Here is a 16,084-nt window from a genome sequence, read left to right on the forward strand (position 1 = left end):
CGGCGACACCCTCCAGGGCATCGCAAAAGGCCCGTCGACGCGGGATTTCTCCCGGCCAACGGGCCCTTCGCACCGTCGGGACGACAGGATTTGAACCTGCGACCCCTTGACCCCCAGTCAAGTGCGCTACCAAGCTGCGCCACGTCCCGGTGCCCGATCCGGCCGGGATGTCCCGGCTGACCGCGCACGAGAACAATACCGCATGTCAGAGGGTGGGTGCTGCCACTTTCCCGCCCCGGGGCGGGACGGGAGGGGCGAGATGAGTACCTGTACTCATGTGCTGGTGTCACCGCCCGGCCACGCTACGCGCATGACTACTCCATCGATTCAGCGGCCGACGACCACGGCCTTCTTCGTACAGGCCGCGATCTCCTTCGGGCTGTCGCTGGTGGCGCTGGTGATCGGGATCATCAAGCTGCCGGTGGGGCCGTGGGAGCGCGGGTTTCTCGCGCTCGGCCTGATCTTCGTGGTGTCCTCCGCGTTCACGCTCGCCAAGTGCGTGCGCGACCGCCAGGAGGTCGAGGAGGTGACGAACCGGGTGGACAAGGCCCGGATCGACAAGCTCCTCATCGAGCAGGACGTCTTCAAGCCGGGGCAGGTCTGACCCGGCAGCCGCGGGCCGCGGATCTCGCGGCCCGCGGCCCCCACGCTTGACCTCAAGCGAACTTGAGGTTGCACGCTCTGTCGTATGACACACCTGACGACGGACGCGACAACGGATACGTCGGCCACGCCGGTGGCGGAGAGGCCGGCGGCGCCCGACCGGCACGCTGAGCGGAGCGGATTCGCCGAACTGCCGGACCTGATGCGCCTGATGACGGGCGATGAGAAACACGGCCCGGCCGCCACCTCCACGCTCGACGCCCTCTGGGTCCTCTATGACCGGGTGCTGCGGGTCTCCCCCGGTACGGCCACCGCCCCGGGGCGGGACCGCTTTCTGCTCTCGAAGGGCCACGGCCCGATGGCCTACTACGCGGTGCTGGCCGCCAAGGGCTTCTTCCCCGTCTCCTGGCTGGCGGGCTTCGGCTCGTACGAGTCCCCGCTCGGCCACCACCCCGACCGGATGCTGGTGCCCGGCGCCGAGATCGGCAGTGGTTCGCTCGGGCACGGGCTGCCGCTGGCCGTCGGCACCGCCCTCGGCCTGCGGGCGCAGGGCCGGCCGGGACCGGCCGTATGGGTGCTGATCGGCGATGCCGAACTGGACGAGGGCAGCAATCACGAGGCCCTGGCCTACGCGGCCGCCGCGGGCCTGGACCGGCTGCACACCCTGGTCATCGACAACTCCTCCGCCACGCATGGATGGCCCGGCGGGATCGCCTCCCGCTTCACGGCCGCGGGGTGGTCGGCGGCCACCGTGGACGGCCGCGACCACGAGGCGCTGTACACGGCCTTCAGCGCACCGCACCCGGGCCGCCCGCACGCGGTGATCGCCCGCGTCGAGCCCAAGGACGGCTGAGCGGCCGGGCCATCTCCCCGTACAGGAACAGGACTTCGAGAGGGTTTCAGTGATGGACACCATGCGTGAGCGCTTCACCTCGGTCACCTCGCAGCTGCTGGCGGAGGACCCGCGGCTGGCACTCGTACTCGCCGATATCGGGGCGGCCGGCTTCGCCGAAGCTGAGCAACAGCATCCGGACCGGGTGGTGAACGTCGGCATCCGGGAGCAGTTGCTGATCGGGGTGGGCGGCGGGCTGGCGCTCTCCGGGCTCCGCCCGATCATGCACACCTTCGCCAGCTTTCTGGTGGAGCGCCCCTTCGAGCAGGTGAAGCTGGACCTCGGCCACCAGGGCGTGGGCGGGGTGCTGGTGAGCGCCGGGGCCTCCTACGACTGGCCGAGCGGCGGCTTCACCCATATGGCACCCGGCGATGTCGCGCTCCTGGACACGCTCGACGGCTGGACCGTGCACGTCCCCGGGCACCCGGACGAGGCCGAGACCCTGCTGCGGCACGCCGCCGCGGCCGGTGACGACAAGGTCTACGTCCGGCTGTCCCTGCAGACCAACGCCGCGCCCCGGGCGGTGGACGGGGCCGGCTTCCGGACCGTCCGGGAGGGGCGCGACGGAGTGGTGATCGCCGTCGGCCCGATGCTGGACCCCGTGCTCGCCGCGACCGAGGGGCTGGCGGTGACCGTGCTCTACGCGACGACCGTGCGGCCCTTCGACGGCGCCGCGCTGCGCGCCGCCGCCACGGCCGCCGGCACCTCGGACGTGGTGATCGTGGAGCCGTACCTCGCGGGAACCTCGACCCGGCCGGCCGCCGAGGCCCTGGAGGACCGGCCGCACCGACTGCTGGGGCTCGGCGTCGGCCGCCGGGAGCTGCGCCGCTACGGGCGGCTCGACGAGCACCTGGCGGCGCACGGCCTCGATCCGCGCGGCCTGCGCGAGCGGATCGCCGGGTTCGTGACGGCCGGCGTGACGGCGGGCTCCTGACCCGGGCGCCGGGGACAGAGCCTCAGCGGGGGCTACGGCTCAGATGTGCTTGTCGAGCCAGGCCAGCAGGTCGTCCTGGACCTCGTCGCGGTTGGTCTCGTTGAGGATCTCGTGGCGGGCGTCCGGGTAGGCCTTCCACGTCAGATCGCGGGTGCCCACATAGCGGAAGTCCTCCAGGAGTTCATGGACCAGGGTCATTCGCTGGTGGCAGGGGTCCTGATCACCGACGGCGACATGCACGGGCAGGCCGCGCGGCATCCGGGCGAGGTTCGCCGGATCGTTGATCTTGCGGATGGCGCGTACCCAGTCGGCGGCGAGTCCGGCACAGAAGGGGAAGCCGCAGTCCTCGTCGGCGACATAGGCGGCCACCTCGGCGGTGTCGCGGGAGAGCCATTCGTAGCCGGTGTCGTGGGTGAAGGCGTCGTTGAAGGAGCTGAAAGTGCGCGGGATGAAGGCGGACTCCGCGCCACGGCCGTGCGCGGCGATCTCCTCCTCCAGTCCGGCGACCGCGCCGTCGATGTCCAGACCGGGCAGGGTGCGGAAGGTACCGGTGAGGACCAGCCCGGCGAGGTCGGCGCCGTACTCCTGGGCGTAGTCGCGGGCCAGCATCGCGCCCATGCTGTGGCCGAGCAGCACCAGCGGCAGGCCGGGGTGGGCGGCCGCCGCGTGGTTGCCGATGCCCTTGAGGTCGCTGACGATCGCCCGCCAGGCGTCCTCGCCGACCACCCCGCGGCCGCCGGTGGAGGCGGCGGTGGCGCCGTGGCCACGGTGGTCGGAGGCGATGACGGCATAGCCGTGGCCGGCCAGAAAGCGGGCGAAGCGGTCATAGCGCCGACCGTGCTCCGCGGCGCCGTGCGCGATCTGGACGAGGGCACGCGGATGGCCGGACTCCGGGAGCCAGGTATAGGTGGCGATCCGGGCACCGTCGGGAGCCTGGTGGACGTCCTGCTGCAGGGCCTGCATGGCGTGGTCTCCTGACTGCCGGGGCGATGGCTGACGCGTCGCCGCCCACTCTTCCGCGCCGGGCGGCGGTGCGCCATGGGGCGCGCGTGGCGGAGGTGACCCGGCATCCGCGCGACGTGGCACGGGCGGGCGGCTCCTGCCCCGGCGCCCGTGTGTCAACTCCCCTTCCCAGGAGGCCGGTCAAGATCTGTCTCCGCCGTGGGCGTTCCGGGCCGAGAACCGGGCCGGGGCGCCGGGCAAGGCGTTGGTGTCCCCGCCCAGCCGCTCGTGCGTGGTGGTGTAGCCGCAGGAGTGGCAGTGCTGTACGTGGGTTCCGTCGGCCTTGATGTTGGTGGTGTGGTGCTCGGGCGGGCATCCGTGTTCCGCCATCGTGGGGAGCATGCGTCCTCCGTGGTGAGCCTGGTTTCTGCTGCTGACACTCTCCTCTCAGGCTGCCTGCGTACGGGCGTGGTTGGCGCCTCTCACCCGGAAGAGAGCCCGTGGCGAGCTCTGGGCGACGGCTCCGCCACCCGCGGGCCACGTCGGCCCGGCACCGACTGGCCAGAGGCAGGCCGGCGGCGGCGCCGCGAACCCTGCTGCAGCAAGGCGCACTGCGGTGACGCGCCACCCTCCCGGCGGGTCGGGGAGGCGTGGGGTGGCGTGGTTCCGGGGCCTCCGGGACCACGCCACCGCCGTTGTGGCACAGGGGGTGGTGCGCGCCCACCGCGCGCTCCAACTGCGCCGTCGAACGCCACCAGTTGATGTTTCATGCGCCCCGCAGTAGGTATGCCAACGGGTATTGCACGGGGTAAGCGACAGATCACTTTCCGGAAACGTTCGCTGCAGACGGCACCGCCGGTGCCGTCCCAAGGCGGGGTGCGACCAGCGCGGGAAAGATCGCGAAGGAGGGGCTCGTCTTGCACCGCTATTTCACGGACCAGAGACATGAGGCACTCCGGCACCGGGTGCGGGACTTCGCCGAGAGCGAGGTCCGCCCCCGGATCGCCGAGATGGAGGCGAACCGGTCCGTTTGCCATGACCTGTCACGCCTGATCGCACGCCAGGGATGGATAGGCGCAACCGTGCACCGCGCCTACGGCGGCATGGGCGCCGGGCATGTCGCCAAGACCCTGATCATCGAGGAGCTGTCACGGGTGAGCGCCGCGATGGGCGCGATGGTGCAGGCGTCCCAGCTGGGCGTCGCGAAGATCGTCCACTTCGGCAACGAGGAGCAGAAGAAGACCTGGCTGCCGGCCATAGCCTCCGGCGACTGCCTGCCGACCATCGCCGTCACCGAACCGGAGTCCGGCGGCCATGTGCTGGGCATGACCTCCACCGCGGTCCGCGACGGCGACGACTACGTCCTCAACGGCCGGAAGACCTACGTCGGCAACAGCCATGTCGGCGATCTGCACGGCGTCGTGGTGCGGACCGGTGAGGGCTCCAAGGGCCTCTCGGCGTTCCTCGTGGAGTCCGGCACCCCCGGCTTCCGGGTCGGGCCGCAGCAGCCCGCGATGGGTCTGCACGGCTTCAGCTTCGGCGAGCTGTTCTTCGACGACTGCCGGGTCCCGGCGGCGAACCTGCTGGGCCGGGAGGGCGACGGGCTGGCGGTCGCCTACTCCTCCAGCGTGCTGTACGGACGGCCGAATCTGACCGCCGTCTCGCTGGGCATCCATCAGGCGGTGCTGGACGAGACCACACGGTTCTGCACGGAACGGCAGCGCTACGGCAAGCCGCTGGCCGACCTGGGCACCATCAAGCTGAAGCTCGGGCGCATCCAGTCCCGGCTGCTGCTGGCCCGGCTGTCCGCGTACCACGCGGTGCATCTGCTGGACCAGGGGCTGCCGTGCGACGCGGAGCTGATGAACGCCAAGCTGGTCAACGTGGAGTCCGCGCTGGAGTCGGCGCGCGACGCGATGGACATCCATGCCGCGTGCGGGCTGTTCACCGACCGCCCGGTGGAACGTTTCCTGCGCGACGCCCACCACATCTTCGCGCCGGCCGGCACCTCCGACATCCAGCTGCTGCGGCTGGGCGAACTCGCCCTGGGCCGGGCGCAGGGCGAGTGGTCCACCCGGCTCGCGGATCTGCTGCGGCTGGAGCCCTCGGAGTGGCCCGAGGAGGACGAGGTCCTCGACAAGGCCCCCGACGAGGCCCCCGCTGAGCCGCCCGTCGCGGTACGGCCCGAGGACCCCACGCCCACGGTGCCGGGGCAGCGCACCGGACCGGTAGGGCGGCACTCCTGGTTCGCCCGGCCGAGCTGAGGGGGCGGCAGGTGGACGGGACCGCGGCCGGAAGTGCCCCCGGGCGGCGTGGACTTCGCTGACGGAGGGTGTCAGTGAGCCTCCGGACACTGGCGCCATGATCCTCAGCCACCACCCCCGCCGGGCCGAGCGGCTGCTCGTGTCCGCTGCCTTCGCCACCGCCCTCGGGAACAACGTCCAGCTCATCGTCGGCGCGTTGCTCATGATCAGGGAGCAGCGGACCATGATGGCCGTCGGCTGGCTCTTCATCGCCGTCGCCGGTCCGCAGGCCCTGCTGTCGCCCTTCTTCGGACGGCTGGCCGACCGCTTCGACCGGCGGACCCTGTGGATCGGCTGCGATGCCGTCAGCGCGGTGCTCGCCCTCGGGCTGCCGCTGTGGCTGGCCTGTGGTGGTGCCCCGGGGGCCGGGATCTACGGCGCCAATCTGGGGCCGGCCGTCGTCAGCGCCCTGCTTCGGGCTGGCGAACGGTGGCGGGCCGGCGGCCACGGTCGGGGTGATGTTCCTGGTCGCGACGGTCACCGACCACTGCGACACGCGCTACGGCTTCGCGGCCCTCGCCGCCGTCGCCCTGCTGGCGACACTGTCCGCCGGACTGCTGCTGAGGGCGCCCCGCCGCCGTCCGGCCGCACGCGTCCGCCGCCCGGTACCGGTCGGACACGGCTCCCGCCGTCTCCGCGATCTCCCGGCGCAGCTCCTCGGGGGCGAGCACCTCGATGTCCGCGCCCAGCGACAGCAGCGTCGGCACCGCCAGGTCGACCGACTCCAGCGGCACCGTCGCCGTCACCCAGCCGTCGGCGTCCGGCGGCCCCGCCGAGGCCTCCACGGCGCGGACCAGCGCCGCGTCCAGGCGGTCCGGCAGTGCGGACAGCAGCGCCGGAGAGATCCGGACGGAGGCCTGAAGCCGCAGCCCTGCGGGCGTCGTAGGCGGTGAGGTAGTCCTGCCAGTGGGCGGCCAGGTCGAAGCCGCCGGGGCGCTCGAAGCCGTCCTCCCCGACCTCCAGGCGGAGGATCGACGACACCCGGTAGGTCCGCACCGCGCCGTCCACCGCGGCGACGAGGTACCAGACACCCGCCTTGAGGACCAGCCCGTAGGGGTCGAGCGCCCGCTCGACCTCCTGCGGCTCGGCCCAGCGGCGGTAGCGCACCTGAATCCGCCGCTGGTTCCACACGGCGTCGGCGAGCGCCGCAAGAGCGGACGGGGTGTCCCATTCCCGGTACCAGCCGAGAGCGTCGAGGTGGAACCGCTCACGGATGCGGCCGGCCCGGTCCCGCAGCGGGGGCGGCAGCGCCGCGGTCAGTTTCAGCTGCGCCGCCGCGAGCACCTCGCCCAGCCCCAGGTCGGCCGCCGCGCCCGGCAGTCCGGCCAGGAACAGCGACTCGGCCTCGTCGGCGTGCAGCCCGGTGAGCCGGGTCCGGTAGCCGCCGAGCAGCTCGTACCCGCCGCCGTGCCCGGCGTCCCCGTAGACCGGGATGCGCGCACCGCTCAGCGCGTCGATGTCCCGATAGACGGTCCGGACCGAGACGCCCAGCTCCCCGGCGAGCTCACCGGCCGTCAGCCTGCCCCGGTTCTGCAGCAGGAGGACGAGGGAGAGGAGCCGGGCCGCGCGCATGAACCGATCATTCCGGGTCCGGGTCCGGGCCGGGCCCGGTCTTCGGGACGCGTCAGACCTCGCTCTGCTGCTTCTCCATCTCGTGGATCTGCTCGACGAGTTCGGCGGCCATCGACTTGATGGTCTCCAGCCCCTCCCGCCCCCAGGGCCGCGGTTCGAGGTCCACGACACAGACGGTGCCGAGCGCCGTCCCCGTACGGTCGATCAGCGGCGCGCCCAGGTAGGAGCGGATACCGATCTCATCGACGACGGGGTTGCCGGCGAACCGCGGATAGTCGCAGACGTCCTCCAGCACCAGGGCCTTGCGGCGGACGATGACATGCGGGCAGTAGCCGTGGTCGCGGTCCATCACCCGGCCCGGCTGGGCACTGGCGGGCGCCGGGCCCAGCTCGACGGCCTGGTCCTGGGAGGGCGTGTAGAGACCGGCGAAGTACTGCCGCCGCTCGTCGATGAAGTTGACCATCGAGTAGGGCGCCCGGGTGGTCCGGGCGAGCTTGCGCGCGAACTCGTCGAACGCGGGCAGCGGGGAGTCGCCGATCCCCAGGGCACGCAGCCGGGCGACGCGTGCCGGGGCCTCGTCGTCCTGCGGGGTGAGCAGCAGATGGCGCGTCGGGTCGTAGGAGAGGTACGGGACGCGGGAGGCGGGGTGGTTCATGGCAGCTCCGGGGTCGCGGCGAGGGCGGGGGTGAGCAGATGCTGGACGAGCGAGACCAGGACGTGGGTGGCCGAACCGCCCCGGCGGGCGTCGCAGAGCACGACGGGAATGTCCGGGGAGACGTCCATGGCGCTGCGGACCTCGTCCGGGTCGTAGCGGTAGGAGCCCTCGAACTCGTTGACGGCGACGATGAACTGGATGCCGCGCCGCTCGAAGAAGTCGACGGCGGCGAAACACTGGTCCAGGCGCCGGGTGTCGGCGAGGATCACCGCGCCCAGCGCACCGTTGGACAGCTCGTCCCACATGAACCAGAAGCGCTGCTGCCCCGGCGTCCCGAAGAGGTAGAGGATGTGCGCGGGACTGAGGGTGATCCGGCCGAAGTCCATGGCCACGGTGGTGGTGTTCTTCTCCTCGACCCCGGCCAGATCGTCGGTACCGACGCTGATCTGGGTGAGGAGTTCCTCCGTGCTGAGCGGCTCGATCTCGCTCACCGCGCCGACGAAGGTCGTCTTGCCGACCCCGAAGCCGCCCGCGACCAGGATCTTGAGCGCGGTGGGGAAGGGTTCGGCCGTGGTGTCCCCCTGGGTGCGGGGGTCACAGTCGTTTGCGAAGTCCATGCAGCACCGCCTCCAGCAGGGCACGGTCGGTACGGGACGCGGGCCCTGCCGAAACGGCCGCGGGGGCCCGCGCGGTGAGCGCCCCGCAGTCGACGAGGTCGGCGAGGAGCACCTTGGTGACCACGGCGGGCAACCGTATGTGGGCGGCGATCTCGGCGACCGAGACCGGCCCGCCGCACAGCCCCAGGACCTGGGCGTAGTCGGGGCCCTGGCAGGAGACGGGCCGCCGGCCGGTGGCCATCACCATGGTCAGCAGGTCGAAGTGCGCCGTCGGACGGGTCCGGCCGTTGCTGATGGTGTATGGACGGACCAGCCTGCCGGCCGCGTCGTCGTACCACGGCTCGCCGCCCTGCCGCCGCCGGCGACGCACGGTCATGGTCATCGACCGCCCGCGGGCGCCTGCTGGCGTGCGGGAGTGGAGAGGTACGGCCGGACGCTCTTGACCAGCATCGACATTTCGTAGCCCAGCACCGCCACATCGGCCTCCCGGCCGGCCAGCACCGCCAGACAGGCGCCCGATCCGGCGGTGGAGACGAACAGGAAGGTGGACTCCAGCTCGACGACGACCTGGAGCACGTCGTCGCCCTCCCCGAAACGCGCACCGGCGCTGCGGGCGAGGGAGTAGAGGCCGGAGGACAGGGCGGCCATGTGGTCGGCGCTGTCCGGGTCGAACCCGTGGGCGGCCTTGACCAGGCCGTCGGAGGACAGCAGCAGCGCGCTCCGGGCGTGCGGAACCCGCTGTACGAGCCCGGTCAGCAGCCAGGACAGGTCGGTGTGCTGGCCTCCCTGCGGCTGCAAATGCGCCTGCGTACGCACATCACTCACCATGGTTACGGTCGTCTCCTCGGGGGCGGGCCATCGGGGCGTCATGGTCACGGTCGTAGAGCAGGTCGTCGCCGGCCGGGCCGCTGAGGTCGCCGCCCTGGGCCGGGGTGGTGCCGTTGCCGTCCGCGGTGTTCGCCGCGTAGGTGTCGTCGGCCAGGCTGAAGCCGCGCCGGAAGGCGGCCATCAGGCCGGGGTCGTGCTCGGGTTCCGGTCCCGGACGGGGAGTCGTGGACGGCAGGATCGGGTCGCCGCGCAGCTCGGGAACGAGATGGGTCTGCTTGCGCCGCCGGGGCAGCCGCGGGCGGGCGCCGTTGTCCACGGCGGGCGGTGCGGGCGGCAGCACGACCGGGCCGGGGGCGGCCTGGTGGTCGGCCGGCGCGGGGTCGTGCGCGGGGGTCTCGTGGGTGTGCGCCTCGGGCAGGTGGACGTCGGGGGTGTGGGCTCCGGACGCGCGGACCAGCCGGCGCCGGGTGGCGCCGACGCCGGAGTCGGTGTCCGCGGGCGCCGGGGCATGACCCGGGTCCGGAGCGCCGTCGTAGCCGCCCGGTGGCATGCCGAGCGCGTCGTCGGGGGCGGGTCCCGGCGCCGGGATGGCGAGTGTCCGGGTGACGTCCGGGCCGGGGTCGTGGCGGTCGTGACGCTCCTGCGCGGCGCCGTGGTCGCCGGGGTATCCGCCCACGTACTCCCCGTCGTCCGTCCCGTGGTGTGCGAGCGCCGGGCCGGTGTCCGCCGCTCCGGCGGCGAGCGGCGCACCCGCGCCGTTGGTGTCCCCGTCGCCCGAGTCCGCGCCGAGCAGAACTTGGGGCACGATCAGCACGGCCTGCACACCGCCGTAGATGTTGCTCTGGAGCCGGACCACGATGCCGTGCCGCCGGGCGAGCGAGGAGACCACGAAGAGCCCGATCCGGCCGTCGCTCAACAGCTCGGCGACATCGATGTGTTCGGGGTCGGCCAGCAGCCCGTTCATCCGCTGCTGCTCGTCCGCTGACATGCCCAGACCGCGGTCCTCGACCTCGACCGCGAGGCCGGCGGTGACGAGCTGGGCGCGCAACAGGACCGGGGTCTGCGGGGCCGAGTAGATCGTGGCGTTCTCGACGAGTTCGGCGAGGAGGTGGATGACGTCGGCGACGGCATGTCCGCGCAGGGTGCCCTCGATCGGCGGCACCAGCTTGATCCGCGGGTACTGCTCGACCTCGGCGATCGAGGAGCGCAGCACCTCGGTCAGGGACACCGGGCGGCTCCACTGGCGGCGCGAGATGGCGCCGCCGAGGACGGCGAGGTTCTCGGCGTGCCGGCGGATGCGGGTGGCCAGGTGGTCGACGTGGAACAGGCCCTTGAGCAGGTCCGGGTCCTCGACCTGGTTCTCCAGCTCGTCCAGCAGCTCGATCTCGCGGTGCACCAGGGACTGCAGCCGCCGGGCGAGGTTCACGAAGACCTCGACCTTCTGTTCGCTGCCGCTGGCGTTGCTGCGGGCGATGGCGACCGCGTCGATGACGGCGGACTCGGCGGCCCGGCCCGCGGCGGCCACTTCATGGGCGAGCAGGTCGAGGGTGTCGCCCGTGGGCACCGGCCCGGGTTCGGGCTCGCGGCGTTGAATCCACTCGCCCTGCCGTACCCGGTCCAGGAGGTCGTACAGGTCGGACTGGCTGCGGGCACAGACCTGGCGCAGCCGGGCGTAGCGGGCGACGGTGGCGCGGGCCTCGGAGTTGGCGGCGGCGCCCGCGGTGAGCACGATGACGCAGACCAGGGCGAGCCCGCCGCACAGCACCACCCACTCGCGGCCGGTGACCCGGGCACCCCCGGCCTGGACCACGAAGGCGGCGACGGCCGTGCAGAGGACGGCGACCAGGAGGCAGGGGACGGCGGCGAGCCTGACCAGACGGGACCGTATCGCCGAGTCGGCGGCCGACTCGGGGAACGCGGCCCGGCCGTGTCGTCCGCCCTCACGCTCCCGCCGCCGGGCGGCGGTGGGTACGGGGGCGGCCCCCGGGGAACCCTGGGACCCTGGGGATCTCTGAGCCTCCTGGGACATCTGGGTCCCCTGGGGGAATGCGGTAGGCATCGGCGCCCTCCGGATCGGCCGTGGCAGTTCGCGGAGCACGCACGCTAGTTGTTGCCGGGGTGGGGTCCGGAGCCACTTCGGGGTTTCGCTACCCCGCGCCACCTCCCTGAGTGGACGCCACACGCACATCAGTACGAGGTGAACCGAACTTCCGTTCCTTCAGGGCGAGTTGAGTTCCTCCGACGGTGCCCCTTCCGATGGCTCACGAACGGCGCTCGCGAACACGACGCGCGCCGGGTCCATCGGTCCGGGCGGGGGTACGTCAAAGGGCTGAGAGCCGCTCCATGACCGTCTGCGGGGGGCGCTCAGCGGACGGTGCGGCGGTGGGTCCGGGGGCGGATGCCGGTGGCGTGTTCGGAGCCGTCACGGGAGGGCGTCGGATGGGCCTGGACGATGAACTGCGCCTGGCCGCCATCCCGTTCGGGCGGGATGACGGGCAGTCGGGCGGCGTCGGCGGCGACCATGGCGCCGCAGTCGGGGCGGATCGGATGCAGACACAGGTCCGGTCCGGCGGCGGGCGAGCGTGAAGATGCCCGTGCAGAGGGGTGAGGCGGGTGCCGTGGGCGGCGGCCGCGTGCAGCGCGTCGGGGGCGCGGCGGGCGGTCCACCGTGCGTCGCGCCGGGCGTTATAGGACCGGGGGCGCCGCGCCGAACGCCGTAGCCCTGCGGGGGGGGGGACGTCAGACGACGGCCCCAGCAGGCCCCCGCTCAAGGAACGTCGCCACGGTCCGGGAGAAGCGGTGCGGATCATCGAGCCACGGGTAGTGGCCGGCGCCCGGCTGGACGACGAGTTCGGCCCGGGGCAGCAGTTTCGCGATCTCCTCGGCGACGCGGGGCAGCGGGCCGCTGTCCAGTTCGCCGGCGAGCAGCAGCACCCGTGCGTCCATCCCCGCCAGCGCGGCGCGGGTCGCGTCGGGGGCGAAGGCGCCGGCGGACGCGTAGCGCTCCGCGGCCTCCTCGTGGGTCTGTGCCACCTCGGTCGCGGCATGCGCCTGCGCGGCCGCGTCCCAACGGCCGTAGAAGAAGGGCGCGATGGCGTCCCAGTCGGCGTCCGCCTCAGAACCGCCCCAGACCCGTTCGTAGGCGTCGTACGCGGCGTCGAACCATGGCTCGGCGCTGCGCAGGGCGGCCGCCTCCCGGCGGTGCTCCTCGGTGAAGTCGACGCCGAGGGCGCGGGCACGCGCGGTGATCAGCGTGAGGGTACGGAGGCGCCGCGGGTGCCGGGCCGCGTAGAGCAGGGCGAGGTCACCTGCCGCCGAGTGCGCGAGGAGGTCGACGCGGTCCAGTCCGAGGTGCGCGCGGAGGGCCTCGACATCGGCGACCTGCCGGTCACAGCGGTAGGTCGCCGGGTCGGCTGGGGTGCCGGAGTCGCCGGTGCCGCGCAGATCGAGGGTGATCAGGCGCCGCCGCTCCGCCAGTCCGCCGAGATCGCCGAGGTACCCGGAGGCCCGCATGGGCCCGCCGGGCAGACAGAGCAGCGGCTCGCCCTCGCCCACGACGTGGTAGGCGAGTTCGGTCCCGTCAGGAGCGGCGAGGGAAGGCATGGCCGTCATCCTCACCGTCAGTGACGATCATGGCAAGAGGTTTCCCTCCGGGCCGTTCACGTGCCCCTGGGCCAGGCCGGGTTGGTGCGGCGGCCGGTCCGGCCGTGTGCTCAGGGGAGGCGCAGGGTGAACCACGGCACGCTGTCGCCCGGCAGCACGTACTCCTCCACCTCGACGAAGCCGTGCCGTCGTGCGAACCGCAGCCCGTCCGTGTTGGACGCCCAGACCACCGTCTCGATGACCTCCGGGTCCAGCTCCCGCGCCTGTGCCAGCCCCCGGGACCAGAGGGCGGCACCGAAGCCCTGCCCGCGGTGGTCGGGGAGCACCCGGGCGATCACCGTGGCCGCCGCGGGGTCGCCCGTGGGCGGACGGACCGTCGTGCAGCCCACGAGGACGTCGTCGAGGTACGCCACCTCCAGGACGTTGCGCCGGGACCGCTCCCGCACCTCGTCGAGGGAGAGGACCGCGGACGGAATGATCAGGTTGTGGACGTACTGCCAGTCGTGAAGCCCGGAGTCGCCGGCCACCCGTTCGATACGGAGGAGAGACATCGCGACAGGAAACCGTGCGCGACGTGCGGCGTCAACTGCATTTGGCGCCCGGCCCGTTGCGTGCGGCGCCCGTGGGCCGCCCGGGCGGCTGGCACGGCTCCGGCCCACCGGTCAGGCCTCCCCTCCCCCACGCTCCGGTGCGGCTCAGCGGTCCGCTGCGAGGCCCACGTCGGTGGGTGACACCGCCTGCGGCCAGGCGGGCCAGCCGTGGACGGGCGGCACCGCGATCGCCCGCCACCACGGATAGACGGCCGTCGGCTCGGCGGGCTCGAAGGGCTCGCCCGGTCTGGGATGGGCCGTGCCGACCCCGGACGTGCGGCCGGCGGCCAGCGTCCGTTCGGCGGGCTCGGCCCAGGGGTGCGGCGCGAGGTTGAAGGTCCCCCAGTGGATGGGCAGCAGGACACCGTGCGGCCTCCCGCCCTGGAGGTCGAGATGGGCCCGCACGCCCTCTTCCGGGGTCATGTGGATGTCCGGCCAGAAGTCGCTGTACGCGCCGATCTGGATCATCGTCGCGTCGAACGGGCCGTGCGCCGCGCCGATCTCGGCGAAGCCGGAGAAGTAGCCGGTGTCGCCGCTGTGGAAGATCCGGTGCTCCGGTCCGGCGACCACCCAGGAGGCCCACAGGGTGTGCTGGGGGCCGCGCAGTCCGCGGCCGCAGAAGTGCTGGGCGGGGGTGGCCGTGAGGGTCAGCGCGCCGACGCGGGTGGACTCGTGCCAGTCGAGCTCGGTGATCCGCTCCGCGGGGACGCCCCAGAACTCCAGGTCGGCGCCGATGCCCAGGGGTACGACGAAGGCCGCGCCGGTGCCGGCCAGGCCCTGGACCGTCGACATGTCGAGATGGTCGTAGTGGTCGTGCGAGATCACCACGGCGTCGACCGGGTCCAGCTCGTCGAGGGCGAGGGGCACCGGGTGCATCCGCTTGGGTCCGGCCCAGGTGAACGGCGAACAGCGCTCGCCCCAGACCGGGTCGAAGAGCACCCGCTGCCCGTCGATCTCGGCCAGCACGCTCGAATGCCCCATCCAGGTGAGCCGCAGCCCGGAAGCGGGCGGCTGGCCGCGCTCCGCGGCGGTCGGGCGGTACACCGGAATCCGGCCGACCGGCGCCCGGCGCAGCCGGCCCTCCCGGCTCAGCTGGGTACGCGCCATCGGCAGGGCGGAGCCGTGCAGCAGCTGCCTGGTCGGCGCGGGATTGCGGAACTGGCCGTCCACGAACTGCGGCGACCTGCGAATCCTGGCGAGCCGCTCCCCGGTGGGTTCGATTCCGAAGCTCGCGGGCCGCAGCGCGGACAGTCGCGTGCGGCGGGGTCGGGAACCGGTCACGGCACCTCCATGGTCAGGGCGGTCGCGAAGGGAACGGGCCGCACGAGCGAGGGGTTCCGGCACACCGCGCCCACGCGGCGCCGCCGTACGGTTTCCGCACCACGACACCCGGACTCAACACCATCACCCGCAGAGACAAACCGCGCGACCGGCCGTCGCATTCCCGGCACGGGGTGTGACCTCTCCCGGCCCCACCGGAGATGCCTCCCGGCCCGGCCACCGGGACGCGCCCATTGCGGTGACGGAGGCCGGAGGGGCCCGTACGTGGACACGTGCGGCCACCGGTCCCGCCCCGCCCAGGAGCCGGCTGTCAGCCGAACGGTCCCTCCTCGGTGAAGCGGCGCAGTTGGCGGGCGAAGGCCTCGGCCTCACCCGGCGGCCAGGAGGAGAGGCTCGCCATGATGTGGGCGGCCAGCCGTTTCCGCAGCTCGGCCACGGCGGACTGCCCCTGCTCGGTGAGGACGAGCAGATGTGCGCGCCGGTCGGCGGGGTCGGCCTCGCGCCGGACAAGACCGGCGGCCTCCAGTCGTGAGGCACGGCGGGTGACACCGGAGCGGTCGACTCCGACATCGGGTGCCAGGTCCGCCGCGCTACGGGGCCCGGTCCGGGCCAGTGCACTCAGCACCGGGTACGTCACCTCGTCCACCGCCTCCCCCATGCCCTCGGTGAGCCGCTGGTGCAGCTGGGTGCGGGTGGTGCGCCGGAGCAGGATGCCCAGCGCGTCTGCGATCTCGTGTCCCACGTCGTTCGTCACGCCAGAAGAATAACGTGCGCCGCGCACGCGTCCGGTGCTACAGTGACGGAGATGCGTGCGAAACGCACGCACTTCTCTTCTGTGACTGGTTCTGTGAAAGGAACTCCCATGACGCGCACCGGTATCGAGGCCGCCCTCAACGACCTGCTCTTCAGCCGCGAGCTCACCGTCCAGGAAGCCGCCGACCGCCACTTCACCCCGGAGTACCGCCAGCGCACCGACGGGGACTGGGCCGACCGCGCCGCATTCATGGAGCACATCAGCCACCTCCGCACCGTCGTCGCCGACGGCCACGTCGAGGTGCACGAAGAGCTCTACGACGGCAGCAGGTACGCCGACCGGCACACCGCCCACATCACCAAGAAGGACGGCTCGGCCGTCCGCATGGAGGTCTACGTCTTCGCCGACCTCGCGCCCGACGGCCGCTTCGCCCGCATCGAGGAGACCACCCTGCTCCTCCACGGCGCCGACGCCGACCGCGACATGGGCAGCGCCCGCTGAGGCCGCGGG

General features: G+C 72.8%; 18 protein-coding genes, 1 tRNA gene and 1 pseudogene. 5 read left to right on the forward strand and 15 right to left on the reverse strand.

Annotation, left to right across the window (positions count from 1 at the left end; genetic code table 11):
• Positions 1-75: 75 nt before the first annotated feature.
• Positions 76-149: transfer RNA gene (locus tag ACWC9R_RS03285), tRNA-Pro, on the reverse strand.
• 161 nt (positions 150-310) lie between these two features.
• On the opposite strand from ACWC9R_RS03285, the gene ACWC9R_RS03290 reads away from it, so the two are divergent.
• From ACWC9R_RS03290 to ACWC9R_RS03300, 3 genes are all read left to right on the forward strand, one after another.
• Positions 311-604, forward strand: coding sequence for a YiaA/YiaB family inner membrane protein (locus ACWC9R_RS03290; RefSeq protein ID WP_085922519.1), 294 nt, complete (start codon positions 311-313; stop codon positions 602-604).
• A gap of 84 nt (positions 605-688) precedes the next feature.
• Positions 689-1,456 (forward strand): thiamine pyrophosphate-dependent enzyme, encoded by a 768-nt coding sequence (locus ACWC9R_RS03295; protein ID WP_450728549.1) that lies wholly within the window; start codon positions 689-691, stop codon positions 1,454-1,456.
• A 52-nt stretch (positions 1,457-1,508) separates the two neighbouring features.
• Positions 1,509-2,429, forward strand: coding sequence for a transketolase family protein (locus ACWC9R_RS03300; protein WP_450728551.1), 921 nt, complete (start codon positions 1,509-1,511; stop codon positions 2,427-2,429).
• A 39-nt stretch (positions 2,430-2,468) separates the two neighbouring features.
• On the opposite strand, the gene ACWC9R_RS03305 is transcribed toward ACWC9R_RS03300, so the two are convergent.
• Complete coding sequence (locus ACWC9R_RS03305; RefSeq protein ID WP_450728553.1) at positions 2,469-3,392, reverse strand: alpha/beta fold hydrolase; 924 nt, start codon at positions 3,390-3,392, stop codon at positions 2,469-2,471.
• Positions 3,393-3,572: 180 nt separating this feature from the next.
• The gene (locus tag ACWC9R_RS03310; RefSeq protein ID WP_450728555.1) at positions 3,573-3,761 is read right to left on the reverse strand and encodes a hypothetical protein; all 189 of its coding nucleotides are present in this window, start codon (positions 3,759-3,761) and stop codon (positions 3,573-3,575) included.
• Positions 3,762-4,288: 527 nt separating this feature from the next.
• Between ACWC9R_RS03310 and ACWC9R_RS03315 the strand changes: the two genes are divergently transcribed.
• A complete protein-coding gene (locus ACWC9R_RS03315) occupies positions 4,289-5,635 on the forward strand; it encodes an acyl-CoA dehydrogenase family protein (protein WP_450728557.1) in 1,347 nt (448 codons plus the stop codon).
• 440 nt (positions 5,636-6,075) lie between these two features.
• On the opposite strand, the gene ACWC9R_RS03320 is transcribed toward ACWC9R_RS03315, so the two are convergent.
• The 12 genes and pseudogenes from ACWC9R_RS03320 to ACWC9R_RS03375 all read right to left on the reverse strand — a co-directional run bounded on the left by ACWC9R_RS03320 (position 6,076) and on the right by ACWC9R_RS03375 (position 15,574).
• The gene (locus ACWC9R_RS03320) at positions 6,076-6,705 is read right to left on the reverse strand and encodes a WYL domain-containing protein (RefSeq protein WP_450728619.1); all 630 of its coding nucleotides are present in this window, start codon (positions 6,703-6,705) and stop codon (positions 6,076-6,078) included.
• Positions 6,689-7,246, reverse strand: a pseudogene (locus ACWC9R_RS03325) (helix-turn-helix transcriptional regulator); the annotation flags it as partial. The gene ACWC9R_RS03320 and the pseudogene ACWC9R_RS03325, both read right to left, overlap by 17 nt.
• Positions 7,247-7,298: 52 nt before the next feature.
• The gene (locus ACWC9R_RS03330) at positions 7,299-7,901 is read right to left on the reverse strand and encodes a GAF domain-containing protein (RefSeq protein WP_450728559.1); all 603 of its coding nucleotides are present in this window, start codon (positions 7,899-7,901) and stop codon (positions 7,299-7,301) included.
• Positions 7,898-8,518, reverse strand: coding sequence for a GTP-binding protein (locus ACWC9R_RS03335; protein WP_450728561.1), 621 nt, complete (start codon positions 8,516-8,518; stop codon positions 7,898-7,900). Before ACWC9R_RS03335 ends, ACWC9R_RS03330 begins: the two co-directional genes overlap by 4 nt.
• The gene (locus tag ACWC9R_RS03340; RefSeq protein WP_362612899.1) at positions 8,496-8,894 is read right to left on the reverse strand and encodes a DUF742 domain-containing protein; all 399 of its coding nucleotides are present in this window, start codon (positions 8,892-8,894) and stop codon (positions 8,496-8,498) included. Before ACWC9R_RS03340 ends, ACWC9R_RS03335 begins: the two co-directional genes overlap by 23 nt.
• A gap of 2 nt (positions 8,895-8,896) precedes the next feature.
• A complete protein-coding gene (locus ACWC9R_RS03345) occupies positions 8,897-9,346 on the reverse strand; it encodes a roadblock/LC7 domain-containing protein (RefSeq protein ID WP_450728564.1) in 450 nt (149 codons plus the stop codon).
• Positions 9,336-11,375, reverse strand: a complete 2,040-nt coding sequence (locus ACWC9R_RS03350; protein ID WP_450728621.1) for a sensor histidine kinase — start codon at positions 11,373-11,375, stop codon at positions 9,336-9,338. The genes ACWC9R_RS03345 and ACWC9R_RS03350 overlap by 11 nt, the downstream gene beginning before the upstream one ends.
• 335 nt (positions 11,376-11,710) lie before the next feature.
• On the reverse strand, positions 11,711-11,869 hold the full coding sequence (locus tag ACWC9R_RS03355) for a hypothetical protein (RefSeq protein ID WP_450728566.1): 159 nt from the start codon (positions 11,867-11,869) through the stop codon (positions 11,711-11,713).
• A 216-nt stretch (positions 11,870-12,085) separates the two neighbouring features.
• Entirely contained in the window at positions 12,086-12,949 is an 864-nt protein-coding gene (locus ACWC9R_RS03360; RefSeq protein WP_450728568.1) for an alpha/beta fold hydrolase, read from the reverse strand.
• A 110-nt stretch (positions 12,950-13,059) separates the two neighbouring features.
• A complete protein-coding gene (locus ACWC9R_RS03365; RefSeq protein ID WP_450728570.1) occupies positions 13,060-13,500 on the reverse strand; it encodes a GNAT family N-acetyltransferase in 441 nt (146 codons plus the stop codon).
• Positions 13,501-13,644: 144 nt separating this feature from the next.
• Entirely contained in the window at positions 13,645-14,820 is a 1,176-nt protein-coding gene (locus tag ACWC9R_RS03370) for an MBL fold metallo-hydrolase (protein WP_450728572.1), read from the reverse strand.
• A 310-nt stretch (positions 14,821-15,130) separates the two neighbouring features.
• Positions 15,131-15,574 (reverse strand): MarR family winged helix-turn-helix transcriptional regulator, encoded by a 444-nt coding sequence (locus ACWC9R_RS03375; protein ID WP_450728574.1) that lies wholly within the window; start codon positions 15,572-15,574, stop codon positions 15,131-15,133.
• Between the two features lie 108 nt (positions 15,575-15,682).
• On the opposite strand from ACWC9R_RS03375, the gene ACWC9R_RS03380 reads away from it, so the two are divergent.
• Complete coding sequence (locus tag ACWC9R_RS03380) at positions 15,683-16,075, forward strand: nuclear transport factor 2 family protein (RefSeq protein ID WP_450728576.1); 393 nt, start codon at positions 15,683-15,685, stop codon at positions 16,073-16,075.
• Positions 16,076-16,084 lie beyond the last annotated feature (9 nt).

The sequence above is a fragment of the Streptomyces sp. NPDC001219 genome (genome assembly GCF_053597915.1).